The sequence below is a fragment of the Rudaea sp. genome (genome assembly GCF_036560865.1).
GTDB lineage: Bacteria > Pseudomonadota > Gammaproteobacteria > Xanthomonadales > Rhodanobacteraceae > Rudaea.
Genome location: NZ_DATBQK010000144.1, coordinates 40012 through 59562 on the forward strand (window position 1 = coordinate 40012; position 19551 = coordinate 59562).

Annotated in this window: 13 protein-coding genes; 7 read left to right on the forward strand and 6 right to left on the reverse strand. The window is 61.8% G+C overall.

The genetic code is table 11. From position 1 onward, the window contains the following. Window positions 1-104: 104 nt before the first annotated feature. The 4 genes from VIE67_RS14050 to gfa all read left to right on the forward strand — a co-directional run bounded on the left by VIE67_RS14050 (window position 105) and on the right by gfa (window position 5155). The gene (locus tag VIE67_RS14050) at window positions 105-2171 is read left to right on the forward strand and encodes a S9 family peptidase (RefSeq protein WP_332027073.1); all 2067 of its coding nucleotides are present in this window, start codon (window positions 105-107) and stop codon (window positions 2169-2171) included. A 165-nt stretch (window positions 2172-2336) separates the two neighbouring features. Next, window positions 2337-3182 (forward strand): S-formylglutathione hydrolase, encoded by an 846-nt coding sequence (gene fghA, locus VIE67_RS14055; protein ID WP_332027074.1) that lies wholly within the window; start codon window positions 2337-2339, stop codon window positions 3180-3182. Window positions 3183-3404: 222 nt separating this feature from the next. Further along, a complete protein-coding gene (locus VIE67_RS14060) occupies window positions 3405-4514 on the forward strand; it encodes an S-(hydroxymethyl)glutathione dehydrogenase/class III alcohol dehydrogenase (protein ID WP_332027075.1) in 1110 nt (369 codons plus the stop codon). A gap of 68 nt (window positions 4515-4582) precedes the next feature. Beyond that, window positions 4583-5155 (forward strand): S-(hydroxymethyl)glutathione synthase, encoded by a 573-nt coding sequence (gene gfa, locus VIE67_RS14065; RefSeq protein ID WP_332027077.1) that lies wholly within the window; start codon window positions 4583-4585, stop codon window positions 5153-5155. Between the two features lie 119 nt (window positions 5156-5274). Here the strand turns inward: gfa and VIE67_RS14070 are convergent, their stop codons facing one another. The 6 genes from VIE67_RS14070 to VIE67_RS14095 all read right to left on the reverse strand — a co-directional run bounded on the left by VIE67_RS14070 (window position 5275) and on the right by VIE67_RS14095 (window position 15772). Further along, window positions 5275-7404, reverse strand: a complete 2130-nt coding sequence (locus VIE67_RS14070; protein ID WP_414707376.1) for a TonB-dependent receptor family protein — start codon at window positions 7402-7404, stop codon at window positions 5275-5277. Between the two features lie 200 nt (window positions 7405-7604). After that, window positions 7605-9596 (reverse strand): sigma-54-dependent Fis family transcriptional regulator, encoded by a 1992-nt coding sequence (locus tag VIE67_RS14075; RefSeq protein WP_332027079.1) that lies wholly within the window; start codon window positions 9594-9596, stop codon window positions 7605-7607. Between the two features lie 238 nt (window positions 9597-9834). Next, window positions 9835-10365: a c-type cytochrome gene (locus VIE67_RS14080; protein WP_332027080.1), complete on the reverse strand. Its 531-nt coding sequence runs from the start codon at window positions 10363-10365 to the stop codon at window positions 9835-9837. A 177-nt stretch (window positions 10366-10542) separates the two neighbouring features. Beyond that, window positions 10543-12204 carry a quinoprotein dehydrogenase-associated putative ABC transporter substrate-binding protein gene (locus VIE67_RS14085; protein WP_332027081.1) on the reverse strand — a complete coding sequence of 554 codons (1662 nt, stop codon included), beginning with the start codon at window positions 12202-12204 and terminating at the stop codon, window positions 10543-10545. 192 nt (window positions 12205-12396) lie between these two features. Then, window positions 12397-14283 (reverse strand): PQQ-dependent dehydrogenase, methanol/ethanol family, encoded by a 1887-nt coding sequence (locus VIE67_RS14090; RefSeq protein ID WP_332027082.1) that lies wholly within the window; start codon window positions 14281-14283, stop codon window positions 12397-12399. Between the two features lie 505 nt (window positions 14284-14788). After that, window positions 14789-15772, reverse strand: a complete 984-nt coding sequence (locus tag VIE67_RS14095) for a beta-propeller fold lactonase family protein (protein WP_332027083.1) — start codon at window positions 15770-15772, stop codon at window positions 14789-14791. A 208-nt stretch (window positions 15773-15980) separates the two neighbouring features. On the opposite strand from VIE67_RS14095, the gene VIE67_RS14100 reads away from it, so the two are divergent. The 3 genes from VIE67_RS14100 to VIE67_RS14110 form a co-directional block, all read left to right on the forward strand. Beyond that, window positions 15981-17411: an ATP-binding protein gene (locus VIE67_RS14100; RefSeq protein WP_332027084.1), complete on the forward strand. Its 1431-nt coding sequence runs from the start codon at window positions 15981-15983 to the stop codon at window positions 17409-17411. Then, the gene (locus VIE67_RS14105) at window positions 17408-18049 is read left to right on the forward strand and encodes a response regulator (protein WP_332027085.1); all 642 of its coding nucleotides are present in this window, start codon (window positions 17408-17410) and stop codon (window positions 18047-18049) included. Before VIE67_RS14100 ends, VIE67_RS14105 begins: the two co-directional genes overlap by 4 nt. 166 nt (window positions 18050-18215) lie before the next feature. Further along, window positions 18216-19551, forward strand: a 1336-nt coding sequence (locus VIE67_RS14110) for a TonB-dependent receptor (protein WP_332027086.1), incomplete at its 3' end; no start/stop codon positions are given.

Consider the following 19551-nt stretch of genomic DNA (forward strand, 5'->3'; position numbering starts at 1 on the left):
GATTCGCGAGAAAGCCGATCTTCGGTCCGCCGCGATACGTGACCTGCTTCCGCCGCGATCCCGCTACGCGTAACATTGCCGTTTTCGTGTCCAAGGGAAAGCCAATGAAGACGTTTCTTGCCGTGAGTGCGGTGCTGTGGTGTGCCAGTGCCGCGGCCGCGCCGCATGCGTTCGACGTGCACGACCTGGTCATGCTCGACCGCGTCAGCGACCCGCAGCTTTCGGCGGACGCCACCCGCGTCGCCTACCAGTTGCGCGAGACGGACTACGCCGCGAACAAGGGCAAGAACAGCATCTGGGTGCTCGATCTGAAGGAGCGCAACGCCAAGCCGCTGCGGCTCACCGACGATGGCGTGAACGCCACGAGTCCACGCTGGTCGCCGGATGGCGCCACGGTCTATTTCCAGGCCAAGGGTGGTGACGCGATGCAGGTGTGGAGCCGCAAGGCGGACGGCAAGAATGCCGCCGTGCAGGTAACCGGGCTTTCGCTCGACGTCAACAACTACAAACTGTCGCCGGATGGCAGGCAGGTTTTGCTGTCGATCGACACATTTGCCGAGTGCGCGAAAGAAGCGGATGCCTTCGCCTGCACGAAAAAACATCTCGACGACACGGCGGCGAACAAGGCCACGGGCAAGCTGTTCGACAAGCTGTTCATCCGCCACTGGGATACCTGGGCCGACGGCCGTCGTTCACAATTATACATTGCAGCAATTGGCACCGATGGAAAAATCGCTGGTGTGCCGAAACTGTTGTCGCAGGGCATCGACGGCGATGTGCCGTCCAAGCCATTTGGCGACGACAGCGAGTTCGCGTTTTCGCCGAATGGCCGTACGGTTTACTTCGACGTGCGCATCGCCGGTCGCAGCGAGCCCTGGTCGACCAACTTCGATATCTATTCCGTGCCGGCCGATGGTTCGTCGGCGCCGAAGAATCTGACCGCGGCGAATGCGGCTTGGGACGCATATCCGCTGCCTGGCGCAGACGGCAAGACTCTGTATTACCTGGCGATGAAACGCCCGACCTTCGAGGCCGACCGATTCGGCATCATGGCGCTCGACCTTGCCTCGGGGCAGACGCACGAAATCGATCCGCAATGGGATCGCTCGCCCGGCGGCCTGCAATTGTCGAAGGACGGCAAGACCCTGTATACGACGGTGGACGACAACGGCGATCACCCACTGTTCGCGGTCGACACCAAGACCGGCAAGGCGACGAAATTGAGTGGCGCAGGACAAGTCGAGGGTTTCAGCGTGGCCGGCAATTCCATTGTGATCGCGCGCAGCACGCTGAAGACGCCGGCGGATCTGTTCCGCCTGAACGCGAAGGACGCCGCTCTGGCGCCGCTCACCCATTTGAACACCACGCGTCTTGCCGGCGTGGCGATGGGCGACTACGAGTTCTACACCTTCAAGGGCGCCGGAGACGAGACGGTGCAGGGTTACGTCGTCAAGCCGGCGAATTTCGAGAAGGGCAAGAAGTATCCGGTCGCCTTCATCATTCATGGCGGTCCGCAAGGTGCGTGGACTAACGAATTTCATTACCGCTGGAACCCGCAGACCTACGCGGGCCAGGGCTTCGCCGTGGTGACCGTCAATTTCCACGGCTCCACCGGCTATGGGCAGAAATTCACCGACGCGATTTCCGGCGACTGGGGCGGCGCGCCGCTCGATGATCTGCAAAAGGGCTGGGCCGCGGCGCTGCAGAAGTACGATTTTCTCGACGGCAACCGCGCCTGCGCACTCGGTGCGAGCTATGGCGGCTACATGATCTACTGGATCGCGGGCAACTGGCCGCAGCCGTGGAAATGCCTGGTCGATCACGACGGCGTGTTCGACTCGCGCATGATGGCCTACTCGACCGAAGAGCTGTGGTTCGACGAATGGGAGCATCACGGCACGCAGTGGGAAAAGCCTGAAGCGTACGAAAAATTCAATCCGGTGAACTACGTCGCGAAATGGACCGTGCCAATGCTGGTCGTGCACAGCGAGAAGGACTTCCGCATTCCGGTTGAGCAGGGCATCGCCGCGTTCACCGCGCTGCAGCGCCGCGGGATTCCGAGCGAGTTCCTGACCTTTCCCGACGAAAACCACTGGGTGCTCAAGCCGCAGAACAGCGTGTTGTGGCATGACACGGTCAATGCGTGGCTGAAGAAATGGACGTCGCCATGAGCGGATTCCGCTCACTGTCCCGGTTCCGTGACAGTCTGTGCGGAAAGCCTTCGGCGCGCAGAAAAGCGCTTTCGCGTAACGCCGGCTGACCTACAATCCAGCAAGGAATCGTCGTGACGACTGTGGTCGCGCGGCGAGACCTGTACGGATTGCAGGGAACCGGCGATGGCGACGATCGAGAAAATTTCCGAACAGTGCAGTTTCGGTGGCGTGCAGGGTTTCTATCGGCACGCGTCGACGGCCTGCAATGGGCCGATGCGTTTTTCGGTTTACCAGCCGCCGCAGGCGAAGCTCGGCAAGACACCCGTCGTCTACTACCTTTCGGGCCTGACCTGCACCGAGGAAAATTTCACGATCAAGGGTGGCGCGCAGCGCATCGCGTCCGATCTGGGATTGATTGTGGTTGCGCCGGACACCAGCCCGCGCAACACCGGCATTCCGGGTGAGGCGGACGATTGGCAGTTCGGCGCCGGCGCCGGCTTCTATCTCGATGCCACCGAAGCGCCATGGTCGAAATTCTTCAATATGTATACTTATTGCAGCGCCGAATTGCCGGCGCTGATCGCCGAACACTTCCCGATTGATGCGCGGCGGCAGAGCATCTTCGGCCACTCGATGGGTGGTCACGGTGCATTGACGATCGCACTCAAGCACAGCGACCGTTATCGCTCGGTATCGGCGTTTGCGCCAATCGCAGCGCCGATGCAGGTGCGCTGGGGTGAGACCGCGTTTCCGCGCTTCCTCGGCAACGACCGCGAAACCTGGAAGCAGTACGACGCGACCGAGCTGGTCCAGCGCCAGCGTTTCCCGGGCACTATCCTGATCGACCAGGGCGATGCCGATCAGTTTCTCAACGACACCTTGCGTCCGGATATCTTCGCCGATGCGTGCAAGAAGGTCGGCCAGCCGCTGAGCCTGCGCCTGCAGCCCGGCTACGATCACAGTTACTATTTCATCAGCACGTTCATGGAAGATCATCTGCGCCACCACGCGGCGGCGTTGCGGCTATGAGAACGCGTGCACGTCCTGCTTCGCTTTTGTCGCAGCAAGTGTTGCGGAACAGGCACAACGCTCTTGCGCGGCCTGGGCGCGACGGCGTCGGGAGCACACAAGTCATTGATATAGATGCATATAGATCGCGTCGACTGCACTGGCATGCATACTGCTTGCAAGCTATGGGAACAGGTATGCCGCGCAACCATCAAGCCAACGTTGGATAGGAGCACGACGACTATGAAAACCAGAGCTGCAGTCGCCTGGGAAGCCGGTAAACCGTTGAGCATTGAGGAAGTCGACCTGGCCGGACCCAAGGCCGGCGAAGTGCTGGTGCGCATCGTCGCCACCGGCGTATGCCACACCGATGCGTTCACGCTGTCGGGCGCCGATCCGGAGGGACTCTTTCCGGTCATCCTCGGTCATGAAGGCGGCGGCATCGTCGAAGAAATCGGCTCCGGCGTGACCTCGGTCAAGCCCGGCGATCATGTGATTCCGTTGTACACACCCGAATGCGGCGAGTGCGAATACTGCAAGTCCGGTCGCACCAACCTGTGCCAGAAAATTCGCATAACGCAGGGCAAAGGTCTGATGCCGGACGGCACCTCGCGTTTTTCGTTCAAGGGCAAGCCGGTGCTGCACTACATGGGCACCAGTACGTTTTCCGAGCACACCGTGTTGCCGGAAATTTCGCTGGCGAAGATCAATCCGAAGGCGCCGCTCGACAAGGTCTGTCTGCTCGGTTGCGGCATCACCACGGGTATTGGCGCTGTGCTCAACACGGCGAAGGTCTGGCCGGGTGCGACCGTGGCGGTGTTCGGCCTCGGCGGCATCGGTCTTGCGGTAGTGCAGGGAGCGGTGATGGCGAAAGCTGCGCGCATCCTCGCGGTGGACTTGAATCCGTCGAAGTGGGAAATGGCCAAGGCGATGGGTGCGACCGATTTCGTCAATCCCAAGGACTACGACAAACCGATCCAGCAGGTGATCGTCGATCTGACCAACGGTGGCGTGGATTTTTCGTTCGAATGCATCGGCAATGTCAATGTGATGCGCTCGGCGCTTGAGTGCTGTCATAAGGGCTGGGGCGAGTCCATCATCATCGGCGTCGCCGGTGCGGGCCAGGAGATTTCCACGCGCCCGTTCCAGCTGGTTACCGGACGCGTCTGGCGTGGTTCGGCGTTCGGCGGCGTCAAGGGTCGCTCGCAATTGCCGGGTTACGTCGATCGCTATCTCGCCGGCGAGTTGAAGGTCGACGAGTTTGTAACAGAAACCCTGCCGCTGGATCAGATCAACCATGCGTTCGATCTGATGCACGAGGGCAAGGTGGTTCGCTCGGTCATCAAGTACTGAGTGTAAGAGTCGAAGTGCGAGTCGTGCCGTATTGAACGGCGGTTAGAAAAATCATCGGGAGGAAAGTCATGACAGTAGCAATTCATCCGGCCGTCGATAACGGCATCAAACCGGCAGCAGCTGGTTTCGCGGGCGGCACCTTGGTTTGCCATTGCAGCGACAGACCGGTCAAGGTCAAGATCGATGCGCAGACCGCGCATAACCATATCTGCGGCTGCACCCAGTGCTGGCGGCCCAAAGGGATCCTGTTTTCGCAGGTCGCGGTTGTGTCGAAGGACAAGGTAACCGTCGTTGAAAACGGCGACAAGCTCGCCGTCGTTGATCCGTCCAAGACTATCCAGCGCCATGCGTGCAAGGGTTGTGGCGTGCATCTGTACGGCCGCATCGAGAACACCAAGCATGCTTTCTACGGACTCGACTTCGTCCACACCGAGCTGTCGTCGCAGTCGGGCTGGGCGGCACCGGGCTTTGCCGCGTTCGTCTCCTCGATCATCGAGGCGGGCGCCGATCCGGCGAATATGGGCGCGGTGCGCAGCCGGCTCAAGGAAATCGGACTCGAACCCTACGACTGCCTCAATCCGCCGCTGATGGATGCTCTGGCGACCCACGCCGCGAAACTTTCGGGCGTGTTGAAATCCTGAGGCTGCGTAATAGACCTAAAAAAATCCCGTAAGCCGACCCGATCTCCCCCAGGGTTGGCGACTTCACAAGGCCGGCCTTTCTTTGCCGGCCTTTTTTTGTGTTCGCAAACCGCTATCACTTACTTCAAGGCGATCTGCACGCCGCCGAAAATCGTGCGCCCCGGTGCGGGTTCGTAATAGCGGCCGTTGCTATCGTTGACGATGACCGAGCCGATGTAGCTCTTGTCGAAGACATTGTTCAAACGCAGAAATGTGGAAATTTTCGCATCATGCAGCTTGAACGCGTAGCCGCCGCTCAGATTGATCACGCCATAGCCAGGTGCGTATTGCGTATTGAGGTCGTTGGTCGCCACATTGCTTGCCGCAGTCGCTTCGACGGCAGCGTTCCAGCCGAGCTTTTCGCCGTAGCGCAGCGCGGCGTAGAAATCCGAGCGCGGCACGCCCGGAATGCGCGCGCCCGCCGCGACCCGCGTATTCGGCGCCGTGCAGGCCGACGCGGCCGGGCAGGTGAGAAATGAAGAGAGAAATCTCGCGTCCAAAAATGTGTATGCGAGCTGCGCGCGCCAATGTTGCGCGATCGGATAATCGAATTTCATTTCGGCGCCGCGCCGCTGCGCACGATCGACGTTCTGATAGGTCGTGCGTCCACCGCTCGAATTGTCGACCGCAAGCTCGTGACGCGTGTTGGCCTGGAACAAGGCGACGTTGAATTCGCCGCCGTCGCCGATCAACAGCTTCGAACCGATCTCGCCGTTGCGGCTGCGCGCGGGCACCAGGCCGAAATTGATGCCGGCGCTGCCGTCGGGGCGGTAGCCGAGTTCGTTGAACGTCGGCGTCTCGAAGCCGTTGCCATAAGACGCGTACAGATGCCAGCGTTCGCTGGCGCGATACATGAGGCCAGCGACGGGCGTCGTAGCGGAATAGTCGACCCGGCCGCTGTCGTCTGGATTGCCAAGCACGATATAGTTGTCGTCAGCGGAGAACTTGACGTCGCTGTGACGTGCACCGGCACTGAGCAGCCAGCGCTCCGCGAAACTCCAGGTTGCCTGCACGTATTCGTCGAAGTTGTATTCGTCGTCCTGCTCGTCGCGGCGCAGCGCGCCCTGCACACCGACCACGCTGCCGACGAAATTGTTGTAGCCGAGCCGGTGCTGATCCTGGCGGTCGTAGCTGACTCCGGCAGCGAGATCGAAGGGCTTGTCGGCCAGCGCGCCGCGATAGGTCCAGCGTGCGTCTGTGCCGCCGTAGCCGCCGTCGAGATCGATCACACCGCCGGGGCTAGACGCCTTCAGCTGGGTCGCCACCGGAATCGACTGGAATTGCTGCACATCGCGCTGGCCGTAGTAGCCGAGGACGCGGATGCCCTGACTGTCGCTCAGGCTTTGCTCGTAGATTGCGCCGCCCTGTTGTTGATGCACGCTCTTGCGCGTGTCGAACTGCAGCGCGACCGGCGTCGGCAGGCGCGGGTCGGTTTCGAATTGCGCGCGCGTCTGGCCGAGCGGGTCGTCCGCATTCGGCAAGGCAACAGTATTTGCGATCAGGGTGAGCCTGCGTCCGTCGCCGAGATCGAGGTTGAACTTGGCGTTGCCGTTTTCGCGCTCGGCGCGACTGTGACCGCGGTAGCCATCGGTATAGAATTGCGACAAATCCACATTGTATCCGAGTATACCTGCGCGTCCGCGCGCGTTCGCGTCGATGCGGTATGTGCCGTAGCTGCCGCCATCGAGACCGAAACGCAGTTCGGGCGGATCCTTGCCGTCGGCGGTGAAGATCTGAATGACTCCGCCCGAGGAGTTGCCGTACAGCGCCGAGAACGGCCCGCGCAGCACCTCGATGCGGTCGGCCGAGCCGAGGCCGAAGTTCGACACCTGGCCCTGGCCGTCGGGCATCGTCGCCGGGATGCCATCGGTGTACAGACGCACGCCGCGCACGCCGAACGTGGAGCGCGCGCCGAAGCCACGGATCGAAATCTGTTCGTCCTGCGCGTAGTTCTGGCGATCGCGTGTGAGCAGACCGGGAACGCCCTGGAGATATTCGGAAGGGTTGATGCCGAGCGTATCGCTCGCGTCGACACCGACCGCGTCGATCGAGCCTGGCACGTCGAACGACGATTGCTCGCTGCGCGTCGCGGTGACGACGATCGGCGGCAAGGTCTGTCCGGCCGCCGGATCTGCCGCACCGGCACAGACGGGCAGCAGGAACGGCAAGCAGGCCAGGCAGTACGGAAAACCTGTATTTTTACGCACCATTTCCCCGGCTATGTCGCTGCTGCCCGGCATCCGACCGGATACCGCACCTGCAGCCTTGACCCATGCTAGCGATGGATGCACGCGTGCACCTCACGAAATTCATGAATCTCGTGCGGCGATTCGACGCGGCGGAAAATACGGCGCACGACAACGCGCGCCGCACCGATGTACGGCGCGACGCATCAGGCGAAGAACGAGAGTTACTGCGACAGCACGATGCCGTGCTTGTGCATCTTCCGATACAGCGTATTGCGGCTGATATTGAGCGCGTGGGCGGTGCGACTCACGTTCCAGCGCATGCGTTCGAGTTCGCGCAGCAGTGCTCCGCGCTCGGCCTCGCGCAGAGCGGTCGAAGGCACGTCGCCGGCTGCGGTTGATGGTTGTTCGATGTGCGCCACGCCACTCGGCGTCAGCGGTGCGATTTCCGTATCGAGGATTTCCTGTGGCAGATTCGACAGGCGGATGACGCCGTCGCGGCAAAGCACCGAGGCCGTGCGCAACACGTTGCGCAACTGGCGGACATTGCCAGGCCAAGCGTAATCGAGCAGGCGCTGGAATGCGTCGCGTGCGATCTCGATCGACGCATCGGGCGCTTCGTCGTGCAGCAGGGTCTGAATCAATTCGGCCTTGTCGCTGCGCTCGCGCAGCAGCGGCAGATGCAGGGAAATGCCGTTGAGGCGATAGTACAAGTCCTCGCGGAATTCGCCGTTGGCGATCATCTGGCGGATGTCGTGGTGGGTCGCGCTGATCACGTGCAGATCGACCGGAATCGCCTGCTCGCTGCCGAGCGGAACGACTTCGCGTTCCTCGATCACGCGCAACAGCCGGGTTTGCAGGAGTAGCGGCATGTCGCCGATTTCGTCGAGGAACAAAGTGCCGCCGCTGGATTGCAGGATCTTGCCCTGACGGCCGTCCTTGGACGCGCCGGTGAATGCGCCGCGCGCATAGCCGAACAGCTCGCTTTCGATCAGGCTCTCCGGAATCGCCGCGCAATTGACTGTGACGAACGGCTTGTCGAACCAGAGGCCGTCACGATGCAGCGCCTTGGCGAATGCCTCCTTGCCGGTACCAGTTGCGCCCTGCAACAGAATCGGCACCTGCTTGGCGAACAACTGGCGGCCGCAGGCGAGGTTCTTGCGCATCTGCGAATCGTCGCTGACGTGTTTCTGGCCCCGCTCGGCGGGTTTGGCGGCGTCGCTCGCGCGCGCTTGCGCGATGGATATGGCGTTGACTGCCGGCAAGCGTGTGCCTTGGTTCGAGGGCGCTCGCACCAGGGCGAAGAAGCGCCGCCCGAGTCCGACATCGCGCACGGGCCAGATCGTACTCGGCTCACTGCGCGCGCGCTGTTCGAGCGTTTCGAAATCGAACTGGAAGAAATTGGACACCGGCTTGCCGATCAGCACCTTGCGATTGGAACAACCCAGTTGCAGCAACGCGCTTTCGTTGATCGCGACGATCATGCCGTTCGCATCCACTGCGACCAGCGCTTCGTGCAGCAGACCGACGAACTCGGGACGGCTATGGAAACGCAGCACCCAGGCGTGGGCATATTCGCGCAGGAAATTCCAGCGCGAGATCAAGTTCGCCGACATGTTCACCAGCGCCATCGTGTGTCGTTGGATCAGGCGGCTGTCGTTCGAGTTCACCGTCGAGGCGTCGAGCACGGCCATCAGCTCGCCGTGCGGATCGAGAATCGGCGCGCCGGAGCAGGACAGGCTCATGTTGTAACCACGGAAGTGCTCTTCGCGATGCACGGTCACCGGTCCGCACTCGGCCAGACAGGTGCCAATGCCATTGGTGCCTTCGTGGCGTTCGTCCCAAAGTGCGCCGAGCCACAAACCGGCCTGGCGGAATTCGCGCTGCAAGGTCGGATCGGTAATCGTATTGAGCACCGCGCCCTGCGAGTCGGACAGAATCACTGCAAAGCCGGAGCCGGCGATCTGCTCGTACAGACTCTCCATCTCGGCACGCGCGACGCGCAGCAGTTCGCCCATGCGCTGCTGCAATTCCTTCACCGACAGCGGATCGAGCACGGCGACCTGGCGCGCAGCGGTCGGTTCGATGCCGTATTCCTTCACGCAGCGGTACCAGGAACGCGTGACATGCGGTTCGATGCCGGCCGGTTTGAGCCCGCTCTGCACCACGTGGATGATGCGCGAAGCGTGGCTCGATGCGATATTGAGGTTGCTCATGCGACCGCCTGAAGGCTGGGAACGGATCCTGCGCTGATCGCCGCACGACAAGGCATTGCGCCTTGCCCCTGGTGCGCAGGCGTCCATGCAGGGAGGGAGCAAGCCTCGCCCCAATCCAAGGCTGGCGCAAACTGCACTGCAACAATTACGGGGAAATTGTGCCGATTCCGGGACAGTACAACGCCGCGGGCCAGCTGCCAGGCATCAATGGCGCCGCTTTTGCAGACGATGTTTCAACTCACTGTTGGTCGGGAGGTGCGCCGTATTTGTAGAGCGGATCGGCGCTGCTCGAGTACTTGGAGCGCACGAAGGCGAACATCTTCCACAGATCGTCGGCACTCTTGACGATGCCGCCAAACGGCGGCATCGGGCCAACCACGTTTTCACGCCCCTTGCGCGTATAACCGGCCTTCTGCAGTTCGTCGCTGCCAAGCGTGACCAAGCGGAAAATCGTGTCGTCGTCGCCGCCGTAGACCCAGGTGTCGTTGGTCAGCGGAGGACACATGCCACCGCCGCCACCGCCGCCGTGGCAACCATTGCAGCCGTAGCTGAGGAACAGGTGCTCGCCCTGTGCGACGACATCGGCTTGGGTGTCCTTGTACGGGTTCTGCAGCTTGCCCTTGGGGGTACTCGCCACGAGATCGGGGGGTTTGATCGTCGTGTAATCGACCGGCTTGGCAGCATCAGCGGCGATCGCCGTGTCCAGTGTGTAGCCGGCCGCGGCAACGGCGAGCGCGAATGCCATTCCACCCAGAGCTTTCTTGATCACGATCCAATTCCTCCTCATTGCGATAACGATTGCGGTCTTGATGAAGACTTTTGCGACGCCATGCGGCAGCGTGTATACATTTAAATTTCTATATTCCAGTCGTGCGCAGAATCGCTGCCTGCATCATCGCCGCTTGCATCTGAATCGACGATGACAGCGACGCATTGCGACGCAGCATCAGCCGGACTTGGCGCTGCCATGTCCGGCGGCTTCCTTCAGCAGCTTGAGCACGGCATCGCTGTTGTTCGACTGCGCGATGGTCAGCGCAGTGCGGCCATCCTCGCTGCGTGCGTTCAAGTCGGCGCCGGCGTCGATGAGACGCGCGCCGATTTTCGACTGGTTGTTCGCAGCAACGATCATCAATGCGGTCACGCCGCCTGGATTTTTCGCATTCACCTGGGCGCCGCGCTTGAGCAGCAGGTCGACGGTCTCCAGCGAGCCGGACATCGACGCGAGCATGAGCGGCGTGTAGCCACCCTTGCCGATCGGCAGGTTCACGTCGGCGCCGTTTTCGATCAGCGCGGCGGCTGCCTTGAACTTGTGATTCTCCGTGGCGACGGCGAGCGGCGTCAGGTCCTGGTCCGCGGACGCCGCATGTTTCGCACCGTGCGCGACCAGCATGCGCACTTCGGCGGGGTCGTCGGCCCACGCTGCGTACATCAAGGGCGTCCAATGGCTCAGGTCGGCCAGATTCGGGTCGGCCTTGTGCTCGACGAGATAGGCTGCGATATCGTCGAAGCCGAAGCGCGTCGCGTTGCCGAGTGCTGTATAGCCGTCGCCGAAGCGCACGTTCGGGTTGGCGCCGTGATCGAGCAGATAGCTCACCCGTTGCAGATCGGCGGCGACTATCGCATTGCCCAGTTCGTCGTCGGGATTGGCGCCGTTTGCGAGCCACTCCTTGAGCTGGGCGAGGGTTGCGCCCGAGCTCGACTTGCCGCTGTCCGCCACCTGCTGCGCCGGCAACTGCGGTTTGTATTCTCCGTGCGAAGGCAGGTCGCCGGAAATGATGCACTCAGCGCAGCGCACCAGCGGGACGCCGAAGTCGTCGAGTATTTTGTGGATCTCGGCTTTGCGCGCGCCTAGGGCGCGTTCGACAGCAGCCTTGATCTCGGGCCGGCCGCGCGGCACCGCGAGCGACATGTCGAATTCCAGCGGCACGGTATCGTCGATCAAATTGACCGGCTGGATGACCAGGGGCGCATGTTTCATCGACTTGTAGTAGCCGGCCATCGGCCCCCAGGCCGCAGCGATATCGAGCTGGCCGTCGATCACCTGCTGAACCTGCCAGGAGGGCTGGTTCTGTTCGACGAGATCGCCGTTGTGACTCAAATAATGAATGACGGTATTCGCCATCACGCCGTGTGCGGCAAGCGCCTGACGGATCGCGGAAACCTGAAACACGCCGATGCGCAGTTTCTGCAGACGCGGATCGTTAAGCGTCTTGAAGCTGCCGTAGCCCTTGTCCTTGCGATAGGCGAAGACGAAGGTCGAGCGATAAAGCGGCGCGGTGGTGATCGCGCCTTCGGTATCGGAGGCCATGTCCATCCAGACATCGCAATTGCCTTCGGCGAGCGTCGTGCGCATCAAGCCGCGCTCGATCGACGGCCGCCAGTAGTAGTGCACGCCGATGCCGAGTTCCTGTCCGAGCACCTGCGCAATCTTGTTTTCAAACCCTTCGCCCTTCTGGTTCGACAGCGGCATGTTGCCGGGGTCGGCGCATATCGTGAGCGACTTGAGGGTTTGCTGCGCAGCTTCGGTTGCGAGTGCTGCGGGCGGGCTGGCAAACGCGGCAGCGAACAGCGCGATGCCCAGCAGTTGCTTGTTGATGCGGTAATTCATCTTGCTTCCTCCGGGGGTGTAACTTGTACAGCGGGCGACGTACGCCAAAAATCCGGCCCCGCGAGGGTAGAGCAGTTGACCAGGAAAGCGAAACACGAGTCCTCTGGGTTGCATGTTGCGGTGGCTTGTTGCCGGAAAGCGCCCGGCGCGATTCGCGTCGGGCGCTTGAGACTTACGTACAGCAGTGGATACTCAGCCGCCGATGCGGAAGGTATACAACGTGCCGCCTTGCGGGATGTGATTCAGGCCCGCAGCCTTGGCCATTGCAGTTGCACCGATCGCGCCGAACTTGTCGCCGAGATCCAGACCCGCGGTGACCGGCAGGCCGATCCAGCCGCCGATACCTGACCATACCGAGATGTATTCCTTGCCGCCGACGGACCATGCGATCGGATTGCCGATGATGCCCGAGCCGAGTTTGCGCGACCACAGCACCTTGCCGGTATTGCGATCGACCGCGCGGAAGTCGCCGCCGAGGCTGCCGTAGAACACAAGGCCGCCTGCCGTGGTCAGCGTGCCGCCCCAATTCGGATACGGGTCGGGGATTTCCCACTCGGTCTTGCCGGTGACGACGTTGAACTTCTTCAGCTTGCCGGTCACGCCCTGTTTTTCCGGGTACATGTAGACGTTGGCGAACACGTATACCGTGCCCTGCTGGGTGTGCGAGCGTTCCTGCGGATTCAACTCCATGCACCAGTTGTTGGTCGGCACGTAGAAGTTGGCCGGATCGCTCGGATCGACCGAAGCGGGTTGCTGATCCTTGCCGCCCATCGCGGACGGGCAGGCCTGGACATTCTTCTGTGGCTCCAGCGGCGAGTGCTCGGCGACCTTGATCGGGCGACCGGTCTTCATGTCGACCTTTTCGGCCCAGTTCGTGGTCACGTACTTATGCGCGCGCAGCAGCGTGCCATCGACGCGATCGAGCACATAGGCAAAGCCGTTGCGGTCGAATTCGACGAGCGACTTGCGCGTCTTGCCGTCGATCGGAATATCCACGAGGATGACTTCGTTGATGCCGTCATAGTCCCATTGGTCGAACGGCGTTTTCTGGTAGACCCACTGGACTTCGCCGGTATCGACATTGCGTGCGAAGATCGACATCGACCACTTGTTGTCCCACGAGCCGTCGTTGCAGGCTGCCTGCGACTGCGGCTTGGCACCGCAGCGGAAGGATGGGCTCCACAGGCCGGGGTTGCCGGTTCCATAGTAGATGTTGTGCAGTTCCGGATCGTAGGCATACCAGCCCCAAGCCGCGCCGCCGCCACGTTGCCACTCGTCACCGGGATAGGTCTTGGTGCCCAGTTCCTTGCCGGCAGTGCCGTACTCGGGATGCGCCTTGTTGGTTGCCGCGGTCATGCCGATGTCCTTGTCGGTACCGTTGCTGTAGAACTCCCACACTTTTTTGCCATCGGCCAATGCATAGGCGGTGACACGACCGCGCGCGGCGAATTCGTCGCCGCCGAAGCCGATGAACACCTTGTCGTTGGCGATGATCGGCGCGGGCGTAATCGTCTCGCCCTTGTCCGGATGCGCGTGCTTGACCACCCACACTTCCTTGCCGGTCGCCGCATCGAGCGCGATGACGTAGCCGTCGAGTGTGCCGAACACGAGTTTGCCTTCGGCATACGACATGCCGCGATTCACCGTGTCGCAGCAGGCGCGCGGTACGGCGGATTCGTCGCGACCGCTGGTCTTGGTGTAGTTCCACACCTGCACCGGGTGATCCGGATCGGAAACATCGAGCGCCTGCACGATATTCGGCCAGCCGCTTTCGATGAACATCATCGGCTTGCCGCCGACATCGCTGATCACCAGCGGTTGACCTTCATGGCCGCGCAGCGTGCCGCTGGATTGCGACCAGACGTACTGCAAATCCTTCACGTTGTTGGTGTTGATGCCTTTGAGCTCGCTGAAGCGGGTCTGATTCAGATTACCCGCGGGCGCGCCCCATTGATTGGCATCCTTGAAACGTGCGAACTGCTCGCTGTCCGAATTGGCTGTTGCTAAACCGCTGACCGCAATCATCGCGGTGACGGCAACTGACAATTTCAATTGCTGTTTCAATGTGAACCATCTCATCTTAGGTCTCCTCCCACCAGGGATCTGTGTTACGCCCCGCGATTGCGGGGAACAATGGGCACACAGTCGTTACCCTGGGTGCCATGCAAAACGCGTGATGATCTTTTGTGTTCACTCCGATGAACCACCCTCCTTCGTGACGTGTATTGTGGCGTAGCCGCGTGCGCAAACCCGCAGCCCGGGCCGGACAATGGAATGCAAACGTAGCGAGAGTTCATCCGCCTTGCATCACGGCGCTATTGAAAGCAATGGCTATGCCATGTGAGAGGGAGGGCTGAAGAATTGTTTCTGTACGTAAATACGTTTGTAAATCATATGCTTGCGGAGCAAGGCACGGAAAAATAATGCTGCGACGCGACAGAAAGTGTGCCCTGTCCGTTACAGTCGCATGAAGGCGATTGCGCCATCTGTGCAGCGCGTGCGTCGCGCCATTGCCGTGAGCATGGCGCGCATGCGCAATCCGCGACGCCCGATTCGGGTGGAACCGCCGGCGCGAACGGCGCGATTACGGGATGTCGACGCCCCAAGGCAATTCGCCGACCGGAATTTCCTTGACGACTTTTCTTGTCGCCGTGTCGATCACGCTGACGCTGTTCGAGCGCCCGTTGGCGACATAGAGCTTCTTGCCATCGTGGGTCACGGCCATGTTCCACGGTCGCTTGCCGACCGGAATTTCCGCGACCGATTTGTTCGTCGCGACGTCGATCACCGACACGCTGCCCGCCCCGCCGTTGGCGATGTATACAAATTTGCCGTCGGGGCTTGCCGTGGCGCCGGCGGCACGCAGTGCGGTCGGGATGCTGTGCACCATTTTGCGCGCGATCACATCGAGCACATCGGCCGCGTTCGCCGTTTCGGCGGCGACATAAGCCGTGGTCGTTCCGGGCAGGAAGGCCATGCCGCGCGGATGGCCGCTGCTTTTCACCGTGCCGAGCGAGGCGCCGGCCTTGAGATCAATCACGTCGACGTCGTTGGAATTTTCGTTGCTCGCGAGCAGCCAGCGGCCGTCGGGGCTGAACACGCAGTGCTCGGGGTTCTTGCCCTTGACCGGAATGTGCTTGACCACTTCCAGCGATCTGGTGTCGATGAGGGTGACCCAATTGTCGTCCTCGACGCAGGCGGCGACCTGATCGCCGGACGGCGAGATGCCGATGCCTTCGGGTCCGTGGCCGACCGCGATCTGCTTCTTCAATTTGTCCGTAGCAGGATCGATCACATTGACCTTGCCGCCTTCGGCGTCGATGACGAACAGGTTCTTGTCGCCGCGATCCACGACCACGCCGCGCACGCGCGTGCCGAGCTTGCCCTCGCCATGCAGCGTGCGCACGACCTCGTCGCGTGCCGTGTCGATGACCGAAATCGTGCCGCTGGCCTGATTCGGCACATAGGCGAACTCGGCGGCGAATGCGGGCATGCCGACCAGCAGCGCCAGAACTGCGGTTGCGGCACTTTGCCGGCGGGCGGGGGAGTGTGTTGCGGGCATCGGCATGCGAATATCCTGTTGGGTACGTGTATGGGATCGTTGCGAGTCGCGAAAGTTCTAACATGCTTGGCTTCCTGTCCTCAATCACTTCATCGAGTGCTTGCGCTCCTGGCGGGAGAATTTCCCGAAATATCGCATTGGCGGCGCAGCCATCGCGCCGCGATCCGGCTATTGCGTGCATGCGCCCGCGCACCCTGCAGCGCAGGCTCGGGCGATGATGCGGCGCTGGCGCCTGAGCCTGAAGCAGCGCCTGTTGCTGCTGATCACCGTCCTGATGGCGCTGCTCTGCGTGGCCGGCGGCGTATATATCGTCGCCCGTGCGCAGAACGATATCCGCGGTGAAATGCACTCGGCTACGGACCTGATCGAGCGCTATCTGGGCGCGCAACTGGCCGTGTCCGAAGTGGCGTGGCGGCAGAACAACGATCTCCTGCCGCGGCTCGAGCTGGCGCAACTGCGCGATGTACATCATGTCCAGGTATCTTTTTATACGAACGCCGGTGCCTTGGCGGAAACCAGCGTCGATCCGCGCGCGAAGAAGCTGCGCGCACCGCGCTGGTTCGCCTGGCTGGTGCAGCGTTCCTTCGTGCCGATTCCCGATTCGACGCAGGCGGTTGCGTTCGACGGCGTGCGCATCGGTGACATCGTCATCCATCCCGACCCGACCTACGAGATGGACGAAATCTGGAACGTCACGCGCGGCCTGCTCGGCCTGCTGCTGGTGTTCTTCGTGCTTGCCAATGCGCTGATCTGGTGGGCCGTCGTGCGCGCGATGCGTCCGATCGAGCGCGTGCGCGACGCGCTGCAGCAGCTCGGCAGCGGCAATCTGCATATGCGTCTGCCGCCGTTTGATCTGCCCGAGCTGGCCGGCGTGAGCAATGAATTCAATCGCATGGCCGACAGACTCGAACACAGCACGGCGGAAAACCTGCGCCTCAACCAGCGCCTGATCCAGACCCAGGAAGACGAACGCGCGCGCATCGCGCACGAGTTGCACGATGAAATTGGCCAGTGCATCACGGCGATCCACGCCGATGCGGCGGCGATCCAGCGCGCTGCTCCCGGATCCGATGCGGTCGCCGACAGGAACGACGTTGGTCCCGATGCCGCGCGAGAGAGTGCGGCTGCGATCGTCGAGGCGGCCACGCAGATCAAGAACCTGCTGCGCAGCATGCTGCAGCGCTTGCGTCCCGCGGCGCTGGGCGAACTGGGCCTCGGCGCGGCCTTGACCGAACTCGTTGGCAGCTTTCGCCAGCGTAACGCCGATGCCGCCTGTCAGTTTCATATCGGCAGCGAGGTCGAAGGCCTCGACGGCGATGTTGCCAAAACGGTCTATCGCCTTATCCAGGAAGGTCTGACCAATATCACCCGTCATGCGCGGGCGAAAAACGTTGGCATCGATGTGCGCGCGGCCGCTATGACACAAAGTGGAAAAGTGGATACTGCGCAAGCGCTCAGGGTTACGCTTACGGACGATGGCGCTGGTTTCGATTCTGGGGTGCAAACCTCGGGTTTTGGCCTGCTCGGCATGCGCGAGCGCGTGCAGGCGCTCGGCGGTGAACTGCGCATCGACAGCCGACCCGGCGCGGGCACGCGCATCGTCGCAAAGCTGCCGTTCCGCGCAGATGGGGCAGAAAGAGAATGACTAGCGCACGTCTGCGCGTGATGCTGGTCGACGATCACGCGATCGTGCGCTCGGGATTTCGCCGCCTGCTCGAACGTTATCCGACGATCGAGATCGTTGCCGAGGCGGATACGGGCGAGGGGGCCTATCGCCGCTTCGTCGAGCACGCGCCCGATGTGACCGTGCTCGACCTGTCGATGCCGGACACCGGCGGGCTGGAAATCCTGCGCCGGCTGCTCGCGCGCGAAGCGGCGGCCAAGGTGATCGTGTTCAGCATGCACGAGGATGCAGCGCTCGCCGATCGCGCGATGCGCCTGGGTGCGCGCGGTTATGTGAGCAAGAGCAACGCGCCGGACGTGCTCGCGCATGCGGTGCTCGAAGTTGCCGCGGGGAAGATATTTCTCAGTCCGGATATCGCGCAGGCACTCGCGCAGTTCAAGCTTGCCGGCGAGGACGATCCGCTCAAGCAGCTCACCGCGCGCGAATTCGAGATTTTCCAGCAAATCGTCGCCGGGCAAACGGCCAATGAAATTGCCGGCACGTTGAACCTCAGCGCGAAAACCGTGGCGAACTATCACACCCTGATCAAGCAGAAGCTCAATGTCGGCAGTGATGTGGAGCTGATGCGCCTGGCCATGCGCCACAACCTGCTGGGTTGAATCGACGCAGAAAGCATTCGCAACCTGTGTCGGCAATGGCGCAGTTTGTGTCGACTGCCGGCGCATGACCGCGCGTCGCGTGCGGTCGGGAAATTTTCCTATTTGCATCGATGCGTCGGTCTGCTATCCCTCAGCACCATCACCACTCCGCTGAGGCTCCAACGCAATGAAGTCTGCCGCTGTCACCCTGCGCGTGCGCCGTTCGCTGGTGCCTGCGCTGGGCGCGATGTTGCTGGCAGGCGCGAGCGTCTGCACGGCGGCGGATGCGGATACGAGCGCGTCGGGCGATGCTGATCAAAACACCATCGAGCTGAGCACGGTCAAGGTGTTTGCCATTACGCCGCAGCAAGGCGCGGAATTGCCGGAAACGTTGATTCCGTACAACGTGCAATCGACCACCAGCGGCGATCTGGATCGCGCGCAGACGCTGTCCGTGGCCGACTACATGAACCGCAACATGACAGGCGTGTCGATCAATGCCGCGGCCAACAATCCGCTGCAGCCGAACCTGCAATTTCGCGGATTCACCGCATCGCCGCTGCTCGGCGGCTCGGAAGGCATTTCGGTCTATCTGGACGGTGTGCGCGTCAACGAGGTGTTCGGCGACAGCGTGAACTGGGATCTGATTCCCGAGGAATTGATTTCGAGCCTGTCGATGATCTCCGGTGCGAATCCGATTTACGGGCTCAACACGCTTGGCGGCGCGATCGAAATCCGCAGCAAGAACGGGTTCACCGATCCGGGCATGCACGCCGAGGTTTCCGGCGGCTCGTTCGGGCGCAGCGAATCGACGCTGCAGGGCGGCGCGAACAACGGCACCTGGGGTTATTACCTGATGGCGAATCATTTCGAGGAAACCGGCTGGCGCGACTACTCCAATTCCAACGCGACGAATTTTCTCGCCACGCTGAGCTGGCGCGGCAGCAATGCAACTTTCGATCTGCACCTGGCGCATGCTGAAACCAAGTTGAACGGCAATGGCGCCTCGCCGATCCAGGCATTGCTGATTCGTCCGCAAAGCGTGTTCACCGCACCCGACCGCACCGAGAATTTCTACAGCCTGATCAACGCGCAGGGCAGCTACAAATTCAACGACGCCTCGTCGCTGTCCGCGACGGTGTTCAAGCGCCAGGTCAATACGCGCTCCTACAACGGCGACGCGAGCGATTTCAATCAATGCGACGACGACGCTGAGACCCTGTGCAACAACGATGGCTCGCCGGTGATCGACCAGTACGGCAATCGCGCGGCGGCCAGTTACGATGCGATCAACAATATCGGTATCCGCCGCCAGTTGAGCTACGGCGGTTCGCTGCAATGGGTGTTCAAGGCGCCACTCTTCGGCATGCGCAATCAGTTCGCCGCCGGTCTGGACTACGATCATGGTCGCGTCGAGTACAGCGCGGTGCTCGAAATGGCCAATCTGATCGTCGTGCCGAATCTGCCGCTGAGTTCGATCACGTCAGCGAACTCGGGTATCTACGTGCCCGACGATGCGCTCG